The sequence below is a fragment of the Bradyrhizobium centrosematis genome, assembly GCF_045571495.1.
GTDB lineage: Bacteria > Pseudomonadota > Alphaproteobacteria > Rhizobiales > Xanthobacteraceae > Bradyrhizobium > Bradyrhizobium centrosematis.
This window is the reverse complement of sequence record NZ_CP120703.1, coordinates 2,484,747-2,503,408: the sequence shown is the minus strand read 5'-3', so window position 1 is coordinate 2,503,408 and position 18,662 is coordinate 2,484,747. Positions and strand designations below refer to the sequence as shown.

The 18,662-nt window shown below is 63.6% G+C and carries 19 protein-coding genes; 11 read left to right on the top strand and 8 right to left on the bottom strand.

Annotated features, from left to right (window positions below; genetic code table 11):
• Window positions 1-46: 46 nt before the first annotated feature.
• Window positions 47-622 carry a hypothetical protein gene (locus P6U31_RS11965; protein ID WP_407188535.1) on the bottom strand — a complete coding sequence of 192 codons (576 nt, stop codon included), beginning with the start codon at window positions 620-622 and terminating at the stop codon, window positions 47-49.
• Window positions 623-664: 42 nt separating this feature from the next.
• Window positions 665-1,195 carry a GcrA family cell cycle regulator gene (locus tag P6U31_RS11960; protein WP_407188534.1) on the bottom strand — a complete coding sequence of 177 codons (531 nt, stop codon included), beginning with the start codon at window positions 1,193-1,195 and terminating at the stop codon, window positions 665-667.
• Window positions 1,196-1,357: 162 nt separating this feature from the next.
• Here P6U31_RS11960 and P6U31_RS11955 point away from each other — a divergent pair, with 162 nt between their 5' ends.
• Together P6U31_RS11955 and P6U31_RS11950 are read left to right on the top strand one after the other, a co-directional pair.
• A complete protein-coding gene (locus P6U31_RS11955) occupies window positions 1,358-1,966 on the top strand; it encodes a S24 family peptidase (protein WP_128932533.1) in 609 nt (202 codons plus the stop codon).
• Between the two features lie 98 nt (window positions 1,967-2,064).
• Window positions 2,065-2,340, top strand: coding sequence for a hypothetical protein (locus tag P6U31_RS11950; RefSeq protein ID WP_407188533.1), 276 nt, complete (start codon window positions 2,065-2,067; stop codon window positions 2,338-2,340).
• Window positions 2,341-2,380: 40 nt separating this feature from the next.
• Here the strand turns inward: P6U31_RS11950 and P6U31_RS11945 are convergent, their stop codons facing one another.
• Window positions 2,381-3,355: a quinone oxidoreductase family protein gene (locus P6U31_RS11945; RefSeq protein WP_407188532.1), complete on the bottom strand. Its 975-nt coding sequence runs from the start codon at window positions 3,353-3,355 to the stop codon at window positions 2,381-2,383.
• Window positions 3,356-3,580: 225 nt separating this feature from the next.
• Here P6U31_RS11945 and P6U31_RS11940 point away from each other — a divergent pair, with 225 nt between their 5' ends.
• The 3 genes from P6U31_RS11940 (at window position 3,581) to P6U31_RS11930 (ending at window position 6,265) form a co-directional block, all read left to right on the top strand.
• Window positions 3,581-3,781 carry a hypothetical protein gene (locus P6U31_RS11940; protein WP_407188531.1) on the top strand — a complete coding sequence of 67 codons (201 nt, stop codon included), beginning with the start codon at window positions 3,581-3,583 and terminating at the stop codon, window positions 3,779-3,781.
• A gap of 148 nt (window positions 3,782-3,929) precedes the next feature.
• The gene (locus tag P6U31_RS11935; RefSeq protein WP_407188530.1) at window positions 3,930-4,877 is read left to right on the top strand and encodes an AAA family ATPase; all 948 of its coding nucleotides are present in this window, start codon (window positions 3,930-3,932) and stop codon (window positions 4,875-4,877) included.
• 5 nt (window positions 4,878-4,882) lie between these two features.
• On the top strand, window positions 4,883-6,265 hold the full coding sequence (locus P6U31_RS11930) for a vWA domain-containing protein (protein WP_407188529.1): 1,383 nt from the start codon (window positions 4,883-4,885) through the stop codon (window positions 6,263-6,265).
• 19 nt (window positions 6,266-6,284) lie between these two features.
• Here P6U31_RS11930 and P6U31_RS11925 read toward each other — a convergent pair whose 3' ends face one another.
• Window positions 6,285-6,467 (bottom strand): hypothetical protein, encoded by a 183-nt coding sequence (locus tag P6U31_RS11925; RefSeq protein ID WP_407188528.1) that lies wholly within the window; start codon window positions 6,465-6,467, stop codon window positions 6,285-6,287.
• Between the two features lie 347 nt (window positions 6,468-6,814).
• Between P6U31_RS11925 and P6U31_RS11920 the strand changes: the two genes are divergently transcribed.
• Entirely contained in the window at window positions 6,815-7,036 is a 222-nt protein-coding gene (locus tag P6U31_RS11920; RefSeq protein ID WP_407188527.1) for a hypothetical protein, read from the top strand.
• 96 nt (window positions 7,037-7,132) lie between these two features.
• On the opposite strand, the gene P6U31_RS11915 is transcribed toward P6U31_RS11920, so the two are convergent.
• Together P6U31_RS11915 and P6U31_RS11910 are read right to left on the bottom strand one after the other, a co-directional pair.
• Window positions 7,133-8,506, bottom strand: a complete 1,374-nt coding sequence (locus tag P6U31_RS11915; protein ID WP_407188525.1) for a hypothetical protein — start codon at window positions 8,504-8,506, stop codon at window positions 7,133-7,135.
• A 110-nt stretch (window positions 8,507-8,616) separates the two neighbouring features.
• A complete protein-coding gene (locus P6U31_RS11910) occupies window positions 8,617-9,876 on the bottom strand; it encodes an allantoate amidohydrolase (protein ID WP_407188524.1) in 1,260 nt (419 codons plus the stop codon).
• Between the two features lie 209 nt (window positions 9,877-10,085).
• On the opposite strand from P6U31_RS11910, the gene P6U31_RS11905 reads away from it, so the two are divergent.
• Window positions 10,086-10,571, top strand: a complete 486-nt coding sequence (locus tag P6U31_RS11905) for a nucleoside deaminase (protein WP_407189829.1) — start codon at window positions 10,086-10,088, stop codon at window positions 10,569-10,571.
• Between the two features lie 188 nt (window positions 10,572-10,759).
• Here P6U31_RS11905 and P6U31_RS11900 read toward each other — a convergent pair whose 3' ends face one another.
• Entirely contained in the window at window positions 10,760-11,863 is a 1,104-nt protein-coding gene (locus P6U31_RS11900; RefSeq protein ID WP_407188522.1) for a hypothetical protein, read from the bottom strand.
• Window positions 11,864-12,411: 548 nt separating this feature from the next.
• Here P6U31_RS11900 and P6U31_RS11895 point away from each other — a divergent pair.
• From P6U31_RS11895 to P6U31_RS11880, 4 genes are all read left to right on the top strand, one after another.
• Entirely contained in the window at window positions 12,412-14,001 is a 1,590-nt protein-coding gene (locus P6U31_RS11895; RefSeq protein WP_407188521.1) for an ABC transporter ATP-binding protein, read from the top strand.
• The gene (locus P6U31_RS11890; protein WP_407188519.1) at window positions 13,985-15,076 is read left to right on the top strand and encodes an ABC transporter permease; all 1,092 of its coding nucleotides are present in this window, start codon (window positions 13,985-13,987) and stop codon (window positions 15,074-15,076) included. The genes P6U31_RS11895 and P6U31_RS11890 overlap by 17 nt, the downstream gene beginning before the upstream one ends.
• A complete protein-coding gene (locus P6U31_RS11885; protein ID WP_407188517.1) occupies window positions 15,063-15,980 on the top strand; it encodes an ABC transporter permease in 918 nt (305 codons plus the stop codon). The genes P6U31_RS11890 and P6U31_RS11885 overlap by 14 nt, the downstream gene beginning before the upstream one ends.
• Window positions 15,981-16,057: 77 nt before the next feature.
• Window positions 16,058-17,134 carry a BMP family ABC transporter substrate-binding protein gene (locus P6U31_RS11880; protein ID WP_407188516.1) on the top strand — a complete coding sequence of 359 codons (1,077 nt, stop codon included), beginning with the start codon at window positions 16,058-16,060 and terminating at the stop codon, window positions 17,132-17,134.
• 94 nt (window positions 17,135-17,228) lie between these two features.
• Here P6U31_RS11880 and P6U31_RS11875 read toward each other — a convergent pair whose 3' ends face one another.
• The gene (locus P6U31_RS11875; protein ID WP_407188515.1) at window positions 17,229-18,578 is read right to left on the bottom strand and encodes an 8-oxoguanine deaminase; all 1,350 of its coding nucleotides are present in this window, start codon (window positions 18,576-18,578) and stop codon (window positions 17,229-17,231) included.
• Window positions 18,579-18,662 lie beyond the last annotated feature (84 nt).

The window sequence follows — 18,662 nt, the reverse complement described above, 5'->3', positions numbered from 1 at the left end:
GGGCCCGATTGGCATGCCGGCGGTCGAGGCCGCCGGCGTGCCGTCGTCAACTGCGGCGCCCTGCCCGCCGGGCTCCCGTTTCCGTCGCAAAGCCGTAGACCAGTGCCAGCCGGTCCAGACATTCGCGAAAACGCCGCGCAAAGTAATCGTTCCAGCGTTGCGTCCGGACGGCGCGGCGTTCTCCGATCTGATCCATGGTCAGGCCCAGTATCAGCACATCGTGCACCAACGCGGCACCGTCGGTGCCAAGTTCGCGCTCGACCCGGTTCAGCCGCAACACCGCCTGGCGCTGGCTCTCAGTGACCGGCTCGCGCGTACGCGCGCCATCGACATATTCCCGCGTCGGATCCATCGCCTGAGGCCCCCGCTCCGCCCGCTCCCAATCGTTCTGGAAGGCACGACCGCCACGGTATTGCGCCTCGTCGATCTGATGGTGTGAGTGCAGCCGTCCCAGCGGATCGCCACGGGTCGACCGGACGACCAGGATCTTCTCGCCGGAATCGAGCGCCAGCGGGTTGTCGACCTCGACCTCCGCCACTTCGGCATTGAACGGCACCTCGCGGGACCGTCTGTCGTAAACCTGCGCCAATTTGTAGGACTTGCTGCGTCGGACACGAGCCACTCGGATACTCCTTGCGAAATTGAGAACGGAACGGGTGGGAGCTCAGGCGACGGAAACCAGCCTCAGCATCACGGGACCGGCAGCACGGGCGGACGCCGCACCGGAGCGGCGCGTCAGGCGCGCATGCGGCGCGCAATAGCTGGAGCCCGGCTGACACGGATGGCCGCAGAAGGCGATCTCTTCGCCATCCTTGTCGCCGCCATAGGGATAGCGGCAGTCGGCCGGCTCGAGTTCGACCAGTTCAACCAGGCGCGGCTGGACGCCGACGCAGCGCAACTTCACGGGCGCCGCTGGCTTCATCGCGGACTTCGGCGGAACGTTCAGGTTCGGTAACACCGCGCGGCGTGGCGAAACCGGAGCCTCTCCCGGCAAGTACGGCGCGAGCGACGGGCTCGTGATCCATTCCGATATGACGAGCCCGAGCCGCTTGGCGCGGCCGATCACCGCATTGCGCGTGTAAGCCGTTCCAAACCTTGCGTTAATCTGCCTTCCGATCTCCGCATAAGACATGCCCTTACGAAAATAATCGCAAAGCGCGTCGGAGTGCTCCGACGGCCAATGGCCCGGTTCCATGTTGTTGTCCTGTGATGCGCCTCCTCCCATCGAACGGGAGGCGAAACATACATTCCGTTATTCCGAAGAAGCAGTCAAGCAGAAATTCTGATATTCATAATTGCATCAATTCCGAATTTCGGATTACAAGAGGCGGGACGGTGTGCAATCGAGGGAATCACCATGTTGGACGTTGCTATGATCGAGCGGGGCCTGGAGAAAACGGGCAAGAGCAAGGGCGGCCTTGCGGCGGCCATGGGCGTGCGGCCCGGCGCGGTCTCGGAAATCCTCGGCGGCGAACGTCTGGTGAAGGCTTCGGAGATCATTCCGATCATGGAATATCTCGAGCTCAATCTCGCGCCGATCATGGGCCGCGTCGGCGCCGGTGCCGTGATCGAGCCGGACTATGAACAGGTTCCGCCGGAGGGGCTCGGCGACATCACGCTACCCTTCCCGATCATGGAAGAAACCGTCGCATTCGAGATCGTGGGTGATTCGATGCTACCCAAATACGAGAACGGTGACGTGATCGTGGTCTACAAGGACCAGCGCCATCCGCTGTCGAGCTTCTACGGCGAGGAGGCCGTGGTCCGGCTCAAGACCGGCGAGCGCTATTTGAAGACCATCGAACGCGGGAAGAGCCCATCGGTGGTCAATCTCACCAGCTTCAATGCCAAGCCGATCGTCGGCGTCAAGCTGGACTGGGTCGGCGAGATCTGCCTGTCGATGCCCAAGGGGCAACTCGAGCGGCTGCGCGCCAAGTCGGCACGCCCCCGCAAGAAGGGCAAGTGACGAGGATTTCCGTTTTTCGGAAATTGCTCTTCTTGATTTCGATTTTCAGAAATACTCTGCCGCGCCCCCCAGTGTCGGGACGTGGCAGGGTCGTTTTCATGCAGTATTTCGTCGTGATGATCGACTATGGACGGCGCGGCCGCGAAGCGGTGGTCGATCCCGAAATCACGCGGCGCGAGGTCATCTCGCGGATCGCCTCGGGCGAATACCAGAATGTCTCGTTCATCCATGAAATCGCGGAGAATACGGTCGAAGACGTCACCGAGGCGATCCTGAGTGAGGCCGCCCTGCCCCAGATCCCGCCAGAAGATGTCGACCTCCAGGCAACCCGCCTCGACCACCTCCGTGATCTACGCAAGCACGAACGGGCGTGACGCAGGCCGGGTCGCCTGCGCCCCCCCGTTCGGCCGGACCTTACACCAGGAGCACGGTCGATCCCGTGGTCTTGCGCGCGGCGAGATCGGCGTGTGCCTTGGCAGCGTCCTTCAGCGGATAGGTCTGGTGCACCTCGATCTTGACTGCACCAGACTTGACCACGTCGAACAGTTCGTTCGCCATCGCCACGAGATTTTCGCGCTTGGCGGCGTAGGTGAACAGCGTCGGGCGGGTGACGTAGAGTGAGCCCTTCTGGGCCAGCAGGCCGAGATTGAGCGGCTCGACCGCACCGGAGGATTGACCGAACAGTGCGGCGACGCCGAGCGGGGCGAGGCAATCCAGCGATTTCAGGAACGTGTCCTTGCCGACGGAGTCGTAGACCACGGGAACCTTCTTGCCGCCGGTGATCTCGTCGACACGTTTCACGAAATCTTCGCGGGTGTAGATGATGACGTGATCGCAACCATGTGCCTTGGCAAGCTTGGCCTTCTCGTCGTTGCTGACGGTTCCGATCACGGTCGCGCCGAGATGCTTGGCCCATTGGCCCAGGATCAGACCGACGCCGCCGGCCGCCGCATGCAGCAGGATGGTATCGCCGGCCTTCACCCGATAGGTCTGCCGGATCAGATATTGTGTGGTGAGCCCTTTGAGCATCATCGCCGCCGCGGTCTTGTCGTCGACACCGTCAGGCAGCTTCAGCAGACGGTCCGCAGGGATCAGCCGCGCCTCGGAATAGGCCCCGAGCGGCGAGGCGCCATAAGCGACGCGATCGCCCGGCTTCAAATCGGTGACACCGGCCCCGACTTCCTCGACGACGCCAGCCGCCTCGCTGCCGAGACCGCTCGGCAATTGCGCCGGGTACAGGCCCGAACGATTGTAGATGTCGACGAAGTTGAGGCCGACGGCAGTATGCCGGATGCGCGCCTCGCCCGGCCCGGGCTTACCGACGCTGACCTCCTCCCAGACCAGGACTTCCGGGCCGCCGGTCTTGTGAAAACGAATGGCATGAGTCATGGGCGTTGCTCCCTTATCGTTTGGTGAGGATCCGAAACAGCCATATTGGCCGCAGAAATAGGCATTCAATCCGCCCGTTACAGTACAGACACGTAACAAGAATGTCACAGCGAGCGACAAACATCCTCCGTTCCGTCTCCGTTCGAAAGAGTTGATGACGCGCCCGGAGCACGCGGCAGTAGCTTCTGCGCGGGGGTTGGAGGCCGCCTGCGAAGGAGAGCCGAGATGCCAGCTTATGTACAGCATCATCAGGATTTCGAGATCGCGCCAGTGAATTGCCCTACCTGCATGGGGTTCCTGCCGATGTATGTGCGCGAGGTCGAGCCGCATTGGAGCCTTGCCAAGATCGACTTTGTTTACGAATGCGCCGATTGCGGTACCGAGCTCAGGCAGACCATCCGCAAGCCGGAAGTGCTGCGGCACTGAACCAAGCGAACGGCGATCCGCCCAACTATTTGCGTTCAGCGGAAAAAACGCCGTTCGCGCGGGTCTGATGCCTCCCAAACGAGGCTTGTTCTTTGCCGGGAACGCAGGCAGAACAAGGCTCAAGCAAGACCTTTGGGAGCGCCCTTTCGTGGCTGATCAGAAGGCCTCGACGTCGATCGAGGCAGTAGAGAGCGGCCTTGCCGCGCAGGGCTATATCGCGAGCCGACAGATCGCGACCGCCGTTTATTTGTCGCAGCAGATCGAGAAGCCAATCCTGGTCGAGGGCCCCGCCGGCGTCGGTAAGACCGAGCTCGCCAAGGCGATCGCGGCCTGGCGCGGCATGAAGATGATCCGCCTGCAATGCTACGAAGGCCTCGACGAGGCCAAGGCGCTCTACGAGTGGAAATACGCCAAGCAGCTGCTCTATACGCAGATCCTCAAGGACAAGCTCGGCGAAGTCTTGGGCGGCGCGCAGACGTTGCACGCCGCGCTTGACCAGTTGCACGATTTCGGCGACGTGTTCTTCTCCAAGGAGTTCGTCGAGCCGCGCCCGCTGCTCCAGGCGCTGGAGCAGCCGGGCGGCTGCGTGCTGCTGATCGACGAGATCGACAAATCGGACGCCGAGTTCGAGTCGCTGCTGCTGGAAATCCTGTCCGACTTCCAGGTCACGATCCCCGAGCTCGGGACCGTCTCGGCGATCACGCCGCCGACAGTGATTCTCACCTCCAACAGCGAGCGCGACCTCGGCGACGCCTTGAAGCGCCGCTGCTTGCATCTGCATATCGGCTTCCCCGAGCAGCGGCTCGAGGAACGCATCGTCGAAAGCCGCGTGCCCGGCATCTCGCAGATGCTGCGCCGGCAGATGGTCGGCTTCATCCATGAGATCCGCTCGCTGGACCTGAAGAAGCTGCCTTCGGTCAGCGAGTCCATCGACTGGGCTCGCGTCCTGGTGCTGCTCCAGGCCGCGGAGCTCGATACCGAGATCGTCAAGGACACGCTCAACGTCCTGCTGAAATACGAGGCCGACATCGAGGCGGCAGCGCCGCAGGTGACGACCTTCATTGCCAAGGCGGCGCGTTCCAACGTCTTCGGTTGACGCCGATGCGCGAGAACCTCCATCGCTTCTTTCGCGCGGCACGGGGGGTCGGCGTCCACGTTTCGCCTGCCGAAAGCATCGATGCGATGCGCGCGGTCGCGAAAGTCGGCATCTCCGACCGGTCCGTGCTGCGCGACGCGCTGCTGCTGACGCTTGCCAAATCGCAGGACGAGAAGCTCGCGCTCGGCGACTGCTTTGATCTGTTCTTCAGCCAGCCGGAGCCGCGACAGGATCAGCCTGAAGCTGCCAGCGACGACGACGCTGGTGCAGGCGAAGATCGGCCGCCTTCCTCCGGCTCGGCGAGCGAGGCGGGCGAAGAAGGTCAGCCTCCCCAAGGCTTGGGTCCGTTGGCGCAGATGCTGTTGTCACAAGATCGCAACGCGATCGCGGCCGCGATTGCCAGCGCCTCCGGCGCGGCGTCGCTGTCCGACATCCGCTACTCCACCCAGCGTGGCATTTTTTCCAGTCGCATCCTCGATGCCATGGGCCTCCAGCGGCTGCGCGACGATCTTGACCAGCTCACCGCGGCCAATCCCGCGCTGGCCGAGCGCCTGCGTGCTGCGCTCGACGCCTTGCGCGAAGCCGTGCGCGACACGGTCTCGCAGGGGCTTGCCCTCTACGCCCGCGAGGAGGCCGAAAATCTCCGCAACGAGATTCTGCGCAACGCGCCGCTTGCCCGCATCGAGCGGCGCCAGGTCGCCGAGATGCGCGCGCTGATCCGCCAGATCGCGCGTCGCCTGCGCGAGCGCTATTCCAAGCCGCGCAAGCGCCAGCGTCGCGGCCATCTCGACGTCCGCCGCACGCTGCGCCGCAATGCGGCCTGGGGCGGCGTGCCCTTCCTCACGGCGTGGAAGCGCAAGCATCGCGACCGGCCGAAAATCGTGGCGCTGTGCGACGTCTCCGGGTCGGTCGCCCAGGTCTCCGATTTCTTCCTGCTCCTGATCCATTCGTTGCACGAAGTGGTCGATGACGTCCGCTCCTTCGCCTTTTCCTCGCACCTGATCGAGGTCAGCGACATCCTGGAGGCGAAATCGCCGGAAGAGGCAATGGCCGAGATCATGTCCAAGGTCGGCTTCGGTTCGTCCGACTACGGCTCGTCGCTGGTCGATTTCGAGGAGGGCTTCATGAGCGCGCTGACGCCGCAGACCACGGTGATCGTGCTCGGCGATGCCCGCAGCAACAATCTCGACCCGCGCGCCGACATCTTGCGCCGCATCTCCGAACGCTCGAAGCGGCTGGTCTGGCTTAATCCCGAAGGACGGCTGGCCTGGGGCTTTGGCGATTCCGAGATGCCGCGCTACGGCACCTTCTGCACCGTCGTGCGCCAATGCGCCACCGCGCAACAGCTTGAGCGCGCGGTGTCGGATATCGTGGCGACCTACCAGTAGGTCACGCTCGCCGCCAACGTCAGTTTCGCGCAAGCTCCGCTTCGCGGAGGTTACACTCCCGGAAGTGATAGGCAATTTCGTCGAGCGCCCGCTGCTCCCATTCCTCGGCTTGCGCAAGCCAGAAACTCCGGCGCTCGAAATCGAAAGCCGCACGCTCCCGACACAGGGATTCCTGACTGCGAATTTCAACCAGCCTGTTCATGCACTCCACTCCTGCCGCGTGAAGTCATTCCCCGGGAACCAACGTAACAGAATCCTGGATCGCTCGCCTCATGATTCCTGTGCATATACGACGCATTATGGGACAGCGATGCTTCCCGTGCAGCGCGGTAACTCGCAGTGCAACATCAACGCCAGATCATCAATTAGTGATCGAGGTTCGGGACGATATTCGCCGTCCAGCGATCTATCTCGCGTGCCGCAACGAAGTGCGGCAATTTGTGAAGAGACGTTCTAAACGGCCGATCGAATTCCCGACTCATTGTCGTCGCACGGTCTTCATGCAGCGTCGCTAACAGAGGCGCGGACCGCACTCTCTCTTGAGGCAACATGAGCAACGATTTCGACTTCGAACTTGCACCGGACCAATGGGAAGCGCTGCGCTCGCTTCGCAACCCGCTGTCCAGCGGTCGTCTCTCCAAGCCCTCTCTCGTCCGAGGCCTCGCCGAGCTCGGCCTCGTTGCCATCAATGACGGCGTACCTGCAATCACGCCGGCCGGACGCAAGGTGCTCGTGCGTGGGTCGTGCCGGCTGTTGGATCTCGTGGCGTGACAGGTTCGCGCTGATCATCGGTGCCCGATCTCCTGCCAACATTCAACCTCGCCCGATCACGTCCAATGCCGCGCATCGCGCCGGGTTTCGCGCAGATCAGTCATTCCACTGCAGGAGCGGCGATCCATACGCCCTCCTCCAGACCGACAGGAAACGCGGAAACCAGGAGTGGGCCACAGCACCCTTGTAGGCCCAGGTGCGATATTTCAGGCCCTGCTCCGAAATCAACTCCTGATATCCGCCGTGGAGCTCGGTCGCGGTCCGAATGTCCTTCAATATTCCCTGGGCGCAGGAACGGTAGGTCTCGCGCCCCGCGAATTCATCGTAATCCAGCATGCGATCCGCGAATTCGACGTTGAACGTCGGCCAAGAGGAACGTCCCTGGTAGGCAGGCGCCGCAATCTTGTGGATCATCTTGTTCCGCGGATTATCCGCCGACACCAGGAAGTGAAACGTGCTGGGGATACGAAAGCGCGGCTCCGCGACGATCAGATCCGCCGTGGCGGCGAACAACGCCCGCTCGCTCGCATCGCTCAGATCCCAGAAGCCGCGATGCACGCCGACGAAATCGAGCGCGACCGAGAACGCCGGCGGGCCCATGGGAGCATCCAGGGAATGCCTGATATATCCGTTCCTGCCGAACAGACCGAGCAGATCCGTCTTGTATTGTGCAAGGTCGCGCCCGAGCAGCCGCTTCAGCTCGTTCTCTTCGACGATTCCAAGCTGCACGCTCCAGGCGAAGGTTGTATAGACACAGGCATTGGTCACGAAACGCCGGCGCTCGGCGCGGGTATCCGTTGCAGCGGAGCGAGGGCCTTGGGCGTCACACAGCAAATAGCTGGCGCCGTCATGCTCGAACGGCTCGAGCTCGCTTGCGAGCTTCAGGATCGCACGCTTCAAGTCATCGCCATATTCGGCCAGCAGCAGGCGGCCGGCATGCGCGCATTGTGACATCGCCAGATAGGACGGCGCCCTGTGCTCGGCGAAGATCATCTGCTGCAGGCCGGCCAGAATGCCGAGCAGCGTATCCGACGGGCGCGAGAAGTAATTCACGCCGAGGTATCGACCGCGCCCGGCCGGGACGATGGTCGTCGTCACGACATCGGCGCGAACCGCCTCCAGCAGCAAACGGATGCTCTTGTCGAGCAGCCGCGCCCGCCGCACCGCGTCCTGCGCATCCATGATGGTTTCGGGGTCGAGAACGTCAGGGTAGAACCAGGCGAAATCGCGCGGATAATAGGCGGACGCGTGCGGCGCGCCCGTGACGAGGAAGGCCTCGGTCAGCGAAAAGGCGCTGTCCATCGAGTGCCGGTAAAGGTCCTCGATGGCCGATAACGAATGACGCGATCTTCGCAGGAAACGATCCCCAAGAAAATTGACCGCCTGAAGGGCGTTGGCGAAAAACGTTGCAGCCACGCCTTGGTAGAATCGGTTTCCGCGATCTGAGGACAATGAGATATCGCTATACATATGCAGTTAGGGCAGCTCCGATGGTGCGGCCACCATCTTGAGCTTGCCTGATTCGTATTTCTTCCAGATGACTGGCCGGCCTGAGTCAAAGCACCCGCGGCCGGCCCAGACTACCCCTCCCGCGGCTTGAATTTCTCGATTACCCGCAGCAACACCCGCGCGCCGGCATCGACATCGGCGGGCTCCACATGCTCGTCCGGGTGATGGCTGATGCCGCCGCGGCATCGGACGAAGATCATGCCGACATCGGCGATGTCGACCATCGCCATGCCGTCGTGCCCTGCCCCGCTCGGCAGTTCGAATACGGAAAATCCCTCCGCCCGGATCGCCTCGCCGATCTGATCCTTGAGCCATGGCGCGCACGGTACAGTACGGTTCTCGTGGGTGACGTCGAGCTGAAGGGCAAGCTGCCGGCGCGTGGCGATCGCCTCGATCTGACGGACGACATCGGCCACCGCGCGCTTGCGGTGCATGTCGGTCGGCGCGCGCATGTCGATGGTGAACGACACCTCCCCCGGAATGACGTTGGTCGCGCCGGGCCGCGCCTGGATGTAGCCGACGGTGCCGACCAAACCGGCCACGTCGGTGCGGCAGAACTGCTCAATCGCCCCGATGCATTCGGCAGCGCCAGCAAGCGCGTCGCGGCGCAGCGCCATGGGCACGGTGCCGGCATGTCCGGCCATGCCGGTCAGCCGCGCCGCAAGGCGTGTCGCGCCGGCAATCGCAGTGACGACCCCCACGGGCAGGTTCTGCGCTTCCAGCACCGGCCCCTGCTCGATGTGCAGTTCGAGATAGGCAAGCAGCTCGCGCCGCATCCGCGCGGCCGCGCCGATATGATCGGGATCAAGGCCGAACTGCACCAGCGCGTCGCGCATCGACACGCCCTCGCGGTCACGCGCATTCAGGACGCTCTCGTCGAAGGTACCGGCCACCGCGCGGCTGCCGAGCAAGGTCGAAGCGAAACGCACCCCCTCCTCGTCGGCAAAGCCGATGACTTCGATCGCAAACGGCAGGCGCTTGCCGCGGCGGTTGAGGTCGGCGATGCAAGCGATCGCCGTGATCACGCCCAGCGGTCCATCCCATTTGCCGGCATCGCGCACCGTGTCGTAGTGCGAGCCCAGCATCAGACAGGGCAAACCCGGCCGCTCGCCTTCGTAACGGCCGCAGACATTGCCGATCGCATCGAGATGAGCGCTCATGCCCGCTTCGCGCATCCAGCTCAGGATGAGGTCCGCCGCCTCGCGCAACGCCTTGGTGAGATACACTCGGGTGAGATTGTCGCTTCTCTCCGAGATCGCAGCCAGATCGTCAATTCGGCGCACGATCTCTTCGCCGAGTGAAGCATTTTGACCGATCTTGGCGGCCCCCATCTCGGTGAGCTCTCTCTTCGTTGGACGCAGTAGCCTGCCTCGCATATTTAACATTTTCAATCCACCATCCGGAAATGCATTCGGGAACAATTCGGACCGACTGGTGGTGATGCTCAACGGCGAATTCGTGTATGAAGCATGGGGACGTGCGCCGCCCGACCTCGCCGTGGTCGGCCGGCGCGTGGTGGAACACCGACCGCGGAGGGTTGATGACCGGCGCATCCGAACGGGATGAACACTTTCTGCGCTTGTCCTTCGGCGTCGCCCGCCGCTCGCTCACCCATGGCAATCATCCGTTCGGCTGTATCGTGGTGGATGCGGGCGGCAAGGTGCTGATCGAGACCGAGAACGGCTACATGCCCGATCGCGACGGCACCGCGCATGCAGAGCGCCTCGCGGCGACGCAGGCCTGCCGCATGCTCAGCCGCGACGTGCTGGCGACAGCCACGCTCTATTCCTCTGCAGAGCCCTGCGCGATGTGCGCCGGCGCGATCTACTGGGCCGGCATCGGCCGCGTCGTCTACGGCCTCAGCGAGCATCGCCTGCGCGGCCTCACCGGCGACCATCCGGAGAATCCGACCCTCGACCTGCCGTGCCGCGAGGTCTTTGCACGCGGCCAGCGAGCGACCGAGGTCGTTGGTCCGCTGCTCGAGGACGAAGCCGAGGCGCTGCACGACGGCGTATGGACGAAATAGACCTTAAGCCAAGCCCGCAATCGTAGAGTGACCGAAGGCGCATCTCCGCCGCGCCGTCGATATCCAATGGAAGCGCGAGCGGTGGGCACGCATTCACTCAGCCCGCCCCCGCGCGCATTTCTCCAGGCAATCACGAATGGTGCCGCGCATTTTCGCGCGGCACCACCCAGATCTCGACGCTCGCCCGATCAGAACTTCACAGTGATACCGGAGTAGAGCGAGGACTCGGTGCAGGACCCCGTGCTCACCGTCCGGCCACCGACGGCCGTGGTGCAGCCGACCGCAAGGTTGTGATCGAGACCGAACTTGTTCTGCCAGTAGCGGTAGGCCACCCAGACGTCCACGAAGTGCGAGTACTTGTCACCCCAGGCGGCCTTCGAGGCATCGAAGGTCAGACGGATGGGCTCCGAATTCAACTCGACTGCGGTGTTGTAGACGCCGTTCGCCGGGCTGTAGGGAAGCGGTTCGGTGTCCGTGCCCTTCTTGCCGTACCAGCCGGCGCGGCCGCTGATCGAGAAATACTGCATGTTCGGCGGCAGGAAGCCGAGATCCATGTAGTAATTGATTTCGACGGCCCAGGTCGGCTTGAACGAGGTATTGCCGTCTGCGAGGCAGGTGACGCCGGGAACGCCCGGACCGAACAATCCGCACTGGCTGAATGAGTTGTGATTGGCGAACTCCCAATACACCAGCGGCGCAACGTTGATGTAACCCTTGTAGGGCAGATCGAACGCAAACTGCAGACCGGCGACGACGTCGCGCTTGGCGGCGCCGAAATATCTGTTCTCGGTATTGGCATCCATGCCGACCTCGAACGAGATGTTGTGAAGCGGCCCGGCGGTGAAGGCCTTGGTGTTGAAGAGCTCATTCCAGCCGAACGTCGAGCGGAACAAGCCGTAGATCTCCGTCGCACCGGCGCAGGATGCCGCCGCACCGAAGATCGTGCCCGCGTTGGTGCAGGGCCCAGCCGGATCATTATGATCGGACTTGAACATGGAGATGGTGAAGAAGTTCGTGCCGTACGCCCAGAGATCGAAATGCGTGAACGAGTAGACCTGCTTGGTGGTCTTGCTGTCGATCGACCCATCCGGCCGGAACGACCACGCACCGGGCTGAGAGGCGTCGAAGATGTAGGAGAAGGTGACCCGGTTATCGATCACCAGGAAGAACGGAAGGTCCTGCGCTTTCTTGGCAGCCTTGACCGGCAAGTCCGCGGCCTGAGCCAGGCCACCGGTGGCGAGTGTAGCAACTGACAGCGCCGCAGCCGCAATTGCCCTGAAACGAAACGACATCCTGAATACCCCCAAGTTTGGACACGTCAACGAACGCCCTTGGGTGCGACACTTGCGCCGATCTCCCGGATGAAGAAGCCTCAACTTTTTTCAAGGTCTGCCGCTTGTTTTGGCATGACGCGGCCTTCTATCGCGGGACTTGGAAGGTTTTTCATAGCGGACACGCGGCCGAATGAAGCTCGCGATTGCCAGACATTCCCGTTTGATTTCGCTCTTCTTTTGTTAGGAGCGGATATTGCGAAGCGCAACGTCCGGGAGGCAATGTTGCGCCCATCGGCACCGCATGAACGTGCTGGCGCAACTTTACTCACTGCGACGTCAAGACTGCCTAGCGGGTTCCGATTTGCCTTGGACCGTCACAAATCTGCAACAGGCGTCCGCTGAAGCCGCGCCGGCAAGGCGATGTGCAGGCGTTCGAACACCGGTCATCGTCGTGGCGAGAGCAGGCACATTGCCACCTGATGCCTGCCAAAGCGTTGAGCAAGGGATGGCGCATTTTCACACCTTACGCCGGGGGGCAAACTGGCCCACTATTGGGACCCTTCACCATGCAAGCGCACCGGCGAATGTTGGATTCGACACCTGAGGGCATGATTTCCGGCGAGTCCCCGCTGCTGCGGACGATCGGGCTCACCAAGCGCTATGGCGATTTCCTCGCCAACGATTCCGTCGATATCGCTATCCGGCCCGGCGAAATTCATGCACTGCTCGGCGAGAACGGCGCGGGCAAGTCGACGCTGGTCAAGGCGATCTACGGGCTGATCCAACCCAGCGCCGGCGAGATTCGCTGGCAGGGCGAGCGACTCGTGCTGTCTGGCCCCTCGGAAGCACGCCGCCTCGGCATCGGCATGGTCTTCCAGCACTTCTCGCTGTTCGACAATCTCACGGTCGCCGAGAACGTCGCGCTCGGCCTCGACGGACGGGAATCCTTCAACGACATGTCGGCGCGGCTCGAACAGGTGTCGAAGACCTACGGTCTTCCGCTCGATCCCCGCCGCGAGGTCTGGCAATTGTCGGTCGGCGAGCGCCAGCGCATCGAGATCGTCCGCGCCTTGATGCAGGATCCGAAGTTCCTGATCCTGGACGAGCCCACCGCGGTGTTGACGCCGCAGGAAGCCGATCAGCTCTTCATCGTTTTGGAGCGGCTCAAGGCCGAAGGCCGCGCCATCCTCTACATCAGCCACAAGCTCGAGGAGGTGAAGCGGCTGTGCGATACCGCCACGATTCTGCGCGGCGGCAGAAAGGTCGCGACCTGCAATCCCCGGCGCGAAACCGCCGCTTCCCTCGCGCGCATGATGGTCGGCGGTGAGATCAAGGAGGTGAAGGCAGCGGCCGGCCGGAAGACCACCGTGCCGCGGCTCGTCGTCAACGATCTTTCGCTCGCGCCAAGCGAGCCGCATGGCGTACGGCTCGAGCACATTTCGTTCGAACTGAAGGGCGGCGAGATCCTCGGCATTGCCGGCGTCGCCGGCAACGGCCAGGACGAATTGTTCGCCGCGCTGTCCGGCGAACGGCTGTCGAAGGACCCCGGCACCGTGGTGATCGAAGGCATCGCCGCCGGCCATCTCTCGATCACCCAGCGCCGTAAGCTGGGCGCGGCTTTCGTGCCCGAGGAGCGGCTCGGCCATGGCACCGCGCCGCGCATGAAGCTGTCGGAGAACGCGCTGCTCACCGGGCACGCCGCCAGCGGCATGGTCCGTCGCGGCTTCATCGACACCGCGGCGACGCTGAAGACGGTTGATCGCGCAACCGAAACGTTCGACGTCCGCAAGGCCAAGCGCGATCCGGAAGCTGCGAGCCTGTCCGGCGGCAATTTGCAAAAATTCATCGTGGGACGCGAGATCCTGCGCAATCCCGCCGTGCTAGTGGTGAGCCAGCCGACCTGGGGCGTCGACGCCGGTGCTGCCGCCGTCATCCGTCAGGCGCTGCTTGATCTCGCAACAGCCGGTGCCGCCGTGCTCGTGACCAGCCAGGATCTGGACGAGCTGACGGAGATCGCCGACCGTATCGCCGTCATGTTCCACGGCAGATTGTCAGCGCCGCTCGCCACGAGCGAAGCGACGCGCCAAAAGCTCGGCCTGCTGATGGGCGGCAGCAGCCTGGAGCCGAAGGAGGCCGCGCATGCAGTTGGTGCTTGAGAAGCGCGCCGAGCGCTCGGGCACGATCGCGCTGGTCTCGCCGTTGATGGCAGTCGGCCTCACGATCGCGACCATGGTTATCCTGTTCGCGATCCTCGGCAAGAATCCGCTGCTTGCCTTGTACGCTTACTTCATCGCGCCCCTGACCGACGGCTATTCGCTGCAGGAGATCGCAGTGAAGGCGACGCCACTGGTGATGATCGCGATCGGGCTGTCGCTCTGCTATCTCGCCAATGCCTGGAACATCGGCGCCGAAGGCCAATTCCTGATCGGCGCGGTGGCCGGCAGCTGGATCGCGGTGAGGACGCAGGGCACCGACGCCGGCGCCTGGGTGCTGCCGGCCATGCTCGTGCTCGCCGCCGCCGCAGGCGCGCTCTATGCGCTGATCCCGGCGATCTGCAAGGTGAAGTTCGGCGCCAGCGAGATCCTGACCAGCCTGATGCTGGTTTATGTCGCCGACCTCTTCCTCGACTACCTCGTGCGCGGCCCCTGGCGCGACCCGCACGGCTTCAACTTCCCGACCACGGCCGAGTTCGACCCGGTGGCGACCGTCCCGCTGCTGATCCAGGGCGGCCGGCTGCATCTCGGCGCCATCATTACGCTTCTTGTCGTGGCGGCAGCCGCAATCCTGCTCGGGCGAACCATCAAGGGTTTTGAGATCCGCGTGGTCGGTGCGGCCCCCCGCGCGGCGCGTTTTGGCGGCTTCAACGCCAACCAGCTGGTCATCCTGACCTTCGCGGTATCAGGCGCGCTCGCGGGCCTTGCCGGCATCATCGAGGTTGCAGGTCCGGTCGGCCATCTCCAGCCCGGGATTTCCCCCGGCTACGGCTTTACAGCGATCATCGTTGCCTTCCTCGGCCGCTTGAACCCGCTTGGAATATTGATTGCAGGGCTTTTCCTTGCATTGACCTTTATCGGCGGCGAGCAGGCGCAGATCGCGATGAAGATTCCGTTGGATGTCACCAAGGTGTTTCAGGGCATTCTGCTGTTCTACGTGCTCGCCTGCGATTCCCTGATTCTCTATCGATTCAAGCTGGTGTTCCCGAACCGACAGGTGCCCCGTGGAGCTGGTTGAAGCCATCATCCTTTCGGTGCTTGCCGCCTCGACGCCGCTGCTGATCGCGGCGACCGGGGAGCTCGTGACCGAGCGCTCCGGCGTGCTCAATCTCGGCGTTGAGGGCATGATGATCGTCGGCGCGGCCTGCGGCTTTGCCGGCGCATGGCTGACCGGATCGATCTTGATCGGCGCGCTGTTCGGCATCATTGCGGGCACGCTGATGTCGCTCGTCTTTGCGCTGATGGCGCTCGGGCTTGCCGTCAACCAGGTCGCGACAGGCCTGGCGCTGACCATCTTCGGTGTTGGGCTCTCAGGCCTGATCGGCGCCGGCTTCGTCGGCGAGCGCATCACGCCGGCGGTGCACCTCAATCTTCCCGTCCTGACCGACATTCCGCTGATCGGCCATGTGCTGTTCGGCGAGGACGCCTTCGTCTATTTCTCGGTCGCGCTGATCGTCGGCGTCTGGTGGTTCCTGTACCGCACGCGTGCGGGATTGATCCTGCGCGCCTGCGGCGACAATCATGTGTCCGCGCATGCGCTCGGCTATCCTGTGCTGCGCATCCGCACCTTCGCCGTGATGTTCGGCGGCGCCTGCGCCGGGCTTGCCGGCGCCTATCTGCCGCTTGCCTATACGCCGTTCTTCATTCCGGGCATGACCGCGGGCCGCGGCTGGATCGCGCTCGCACTGGTGGTGTTCTCGTCCTGGCGTCCGGGCCGGCTCGTGGTCGGCGCCTATCTGTTCGGCGCCGTGACGATCCTGCAGCTGCATGCTCAAGGGTGGGGCGTCGGCATTCCCTCGCAATTCATGTCGGCGCTGCCTTATCTCGCGACTGTTATCGTTCTCGTTCTGCTCTCCCGCGCGCGCAGCGGCGGCTCGACCGCACCGGCCGCGCTCGGCACCGTGTTCGTACCTGACCGCTGAATTTGATTTTCCGCGACGCGCACGATGGGGCGCGCGCGTTGCGGATCGTGGCTTTCCCCTGATGTTGGAGATCGATGATGAGGAAATCACTTCTTGCGCTGGCCACCGGACTCTTGCTCGCCGCGAGCACCAGTGCAGCCTCCGCCGCCGACAAGCTCAAGGTCGGCTTCATCTATCTGGGACCGATCGGAGACCTCGGCTGGACCTACCAGCACGATCTCGGGCGCCAGGCGCTGGTGAAGGAGCTCGGCGACAAGATCGAGACCACCTATCTCGAGAACGTACCCGAAGGCCCCGACGCCGAACGCTCCATCGAGCAGCTCGTCCGCGCCGGCAACAAGCTGATCTTCACCACGTCGTTCGGCTACATGGATCCGACGCTGAAGGTCGCCAAGAAATATCCGAACGTGCATTTCGAGCACGCCACCGGCTACAAGCGTAACCCGAACATGTCGACCTATTCGGCGAAATGGTATCAGGGCCGCTACATCCAGGGCCTGATCGCCGCCAAGATGTCGAAGTCGGGCGTGCTCGGCTATATCGGCTCGTTCCCGATCCCGGAGGTGGTCTCCGGCATCAACGCGACGATGCTGGCGGCGCAGACCATCAATCCGAACATCAAGGTCAAGATCATCTGGGCCAACACCTGGTTCGACCCGGGCAAGGAGGCCGACGCCGCCAAGGCGCTGATCGACCAGGGCGCCGACGTGATCATGCAGCACACGGATTCGCCAGCGGCGATGCAGATCGCCAGCGAACGCGGCAAGCTCGCCTTCGGGCAGGATTCGGAGATGATCAAGTTCGGGCCCAAGACCCAGCTGACCTCGATCCTCGACACCTGGGGCCCCTATTACATCGAGCGCGTCAAGGCCGAGCTCGCCGGAACCTGGAAGTCCGAGGACAGCTGGGGCGGCCTCGACAGCCACATGTTCGCGATGGCGCCTTATACCAACATGCCTGATGACGTGAAAAAGATTGCCGAGGATGCCCAGGCCGCGATCACCGCGGGCAAGCTGCATCCGTTCAAATGCCCGATTGTTGGGCAGGACGGCAAACCAGTCGAGTGCAAGGGTGGTGATCACCTCGACGACGGCCAGATCCTCGGCATGAATTTCTACGTTAAGGGCATCGACGACAAGCTGCCGGGCAAGTAGCACGCTTCTTGCTTTACCCAAATCACCTGCTCCTCCCGGAGGAGGTTCGGAGGGGGTGGCCAGAAGCACCCGGCACTTATGGCTGCCCCCTCTTTTATCCCGCCTGCATCGCCCGCGCCGCCAAACTATGGCGGCGTACGAGGTCCGCAACATCGAGGCCCGGGATCGCACCGTCGACCACGACCCATTGTCCGGCCACCATCACGCGGTCGGCCCGATGCGCCCCGCACAGCACCAGCGCAGCCAGCGGATCGCCGTGGCCGGAGAAGCGCAGCTCGTCGAGCTTGAACAGAGCAAGATCGGCCGCCTTGCCGAGCGCGATCTCGCCGAGTTCCGGCCGGCCGACGCAGGCCGCTGAGCCCTTGGTGACCCAGCGCAGCGCGTCCTTGTGGCTGACCTTCGCGACGCCATAGCGCCCCCGTTGCAGCAGGAAGGCGGCGCGGACCTCCTGCATCAGGTTCGAGCCGTCGTTGGAGGCCGAGCCGTCGACACCAATGCCGATCCCGACGCCAGCCTCCTCCATCTCGCAGACCGGACAACAGCCGGACGCCAGCAGCTGGTTGCTGCAGGCGCAGTGGCTGATGCTCGTCTTGGCGTTGCCGAGCCGCTTCATTTCGTCGGCATCGAAGAATATGCCGTGTGCGAGCCAGGTTCGCGCATTGAGCCAGCCGCATTGCTCGAGATAGTCGAGCGGGCGGCAGCCATACGTTTGCTCGCAAAACCTGTTCTCGTCCTCGGTCTCGGCAAGATGGGTATGCAGACGCACGTCGAGCTTGTCAGCGAGATCGGCGGTCGCGCGCATCAACGACGTCGTCACAGAGAACGGCGAGCACGGCGCCAGCGCGATCTGCACCATGGCATCCGGACCGCGCTGGTGGTGCTTTGCGACCACGCGCGCGCTGTCGGCGAGGATCGTGTCCTCGTCCTGCACCACGCTGTCGGGCGGCAGGCCGCCGTCGCGCTGCGACAGGTTCATCGAGCCGCGCGTCAGCAGCACGCGCACGCCGAGCCGCTTGGCCACCGCCACTTCGATATCCACGGCGTCCTCGAGTCCTGCCGGAAAGACGTAATGATGATCCGTGGTGGTGGCGCACCCCGACAGCAGGAGCTCGGACATCGCCACAGTGACGCCGAGCTCGAGCGCTTCGGGGGTCAGCCTCGCCCACACCGGATACAGCGCCTGGAGCCAGGGGAACAGCTCGCGGTCCATCGCCGCCGGCAGCGCCCGCGTCAGCGTCTGGTAGAAGTGATGATGGGTGTTGATCAGGCCCGGCAGCACGACATGATTGCTTCCGTCGAACACCGCGACATCGGCGGTCGCGGGCGTGGCCCCGGCCGGCACCAGCTCGACGATCCGGCCGGCCTGCACCACGACGCCACGCTGGGCACCGTCGGCGAGGATGGCCATGGGATCCCTGATCCAGATCGGCCTTGAATCACTCATGATCCGATTTTCTCCTCACATTCGCTGAAGAGGGGGCCGCAAGGCGGACGCGGGTCCGATCACGGCCTTGCTGCGATATGTCGT

What these genes read in the sequence shown, in the direction of transcription:
- P6U31_RS11920 (WP_407188527.1), top strand. Translation starts at nt 6,815, where the DNA reads ATGAGCAACGATTTCGACTTCGAACTTGCACCGGACCAATGGGAAGCG.
- P6U31_RS11910 (WP_407188524.1), bottom strand. Translation starts at nt 9,876, where the DNA reads ATGGGGGCCGCCAAGATCGGTCAAAATGCTTCACTCGGCGAAGAGATC.
- P6U31_RS11895 (WP_407188521.1), top strand. Translation starts at nt 12,412, where the DNA reads ATGCAAGCGCACCGGCGAATGTTGGATTCGACACCTGAGGGCATGATT.
- P6U31_RS11875 (WP_407188515.1), bottom strand. Translation starts at nt 18,578, where the DNA reads ATGAGTGATTCAAGGCCGATCTGGATCAGGGATCCCATGGCCATCCTC.
- P6U31_RS11960 (WP_407188534.1), bottom strand. Translation starts at nt 1,195, where the DNA reads ATGGAACCGGGCCATTGGCCGTCGGAGCACTCCGACGCGCTTTGCGAT.
- P6U31_RS11945 (WP_407188532.1), bottom strand. Translation starts at nt 3,355, where the DNA reads ATGACTCATGCCATTCGTTTTCACAAGACCGGCGGCCCGGAAGTCCTG.
- P6U31_RS11890 (WP_407188519.1), top strand. Translation starts at nt 13,985, where the DNA reads ATGCAGTTGGTGCTTGAGAAGCGCGCCGAGCGCTCGGGCACGATCGCG.
- P6U31_RS11955 (WP_128932533.1), top strand. Translation starts at nt 1,358, where the DNA reads ATGTTGGACGTTGCTATGATCGAGCGGGGCCTGGAGAAAACGGGCAAG.
- P6U31_RS11940 (WP_407188531.1), top strand. Translation starts at nt 3,581, where the DNA reads ATGCCAGCTTATGTACAGCATCATCAGGATTTCGAGATCGCGCCAGTG.
- P6U31_RS11925 (WP_407188528.1), bottom strand. Translation starts at nt 6,467, where the DNA reads ATGAACAGGCTGGTTGAAATTCGCAGTCAGGAATCCCTGTGTCGGGAG.
- P6U31_RS11915 (WP_407188525.1), bottom strand. Translation starts at nt 8,506, where the DNA reads ATGTATAGCGATATCTCATTGTCCTCAGATCGCGGAAACCGATTCTAC.
- P6U31_RS11930 (WP_407188529.1), top strand. Translation starts at nt 4,883, where the DNA reads ATGCGCGAGAACCTCCATCGCTTCTTTCGCGCGGCACGGGGGGTCGGC.
- P6U31_RS11905 (WP_407189829.1), top strand. Translation starts at nt 10,086, where the DNA reads ATGACCGGCGCATCCGAACGGGATGAACACTTTCTGCGCTTGTCCTTC.
- P6U31_RS11950 (WP_407188533.1), top strand. Translation starts at nt 2,065, where the DNA reads ATGCAGTATTTCGTCGTGATGATCGACTATGGACGGCGCGGCCGCGAA.
- P6U31_RS11880 (WP_407188516.1), top strand. Translation starts at nt 16,058, where the DNA reads ATGAGGAAATCACTTCTTGCGCTGGCCACCGGACTCTTGCTCGCCGCG.
- P6U31_RS11900 (WP_407188522.1), bottom strand. Translation starts at nt 11,863, where the DNA reads ATGTCGTTTCGTTTCAGGGCAATTGCGGCTGCGGCGCTGTCAGTTGCT.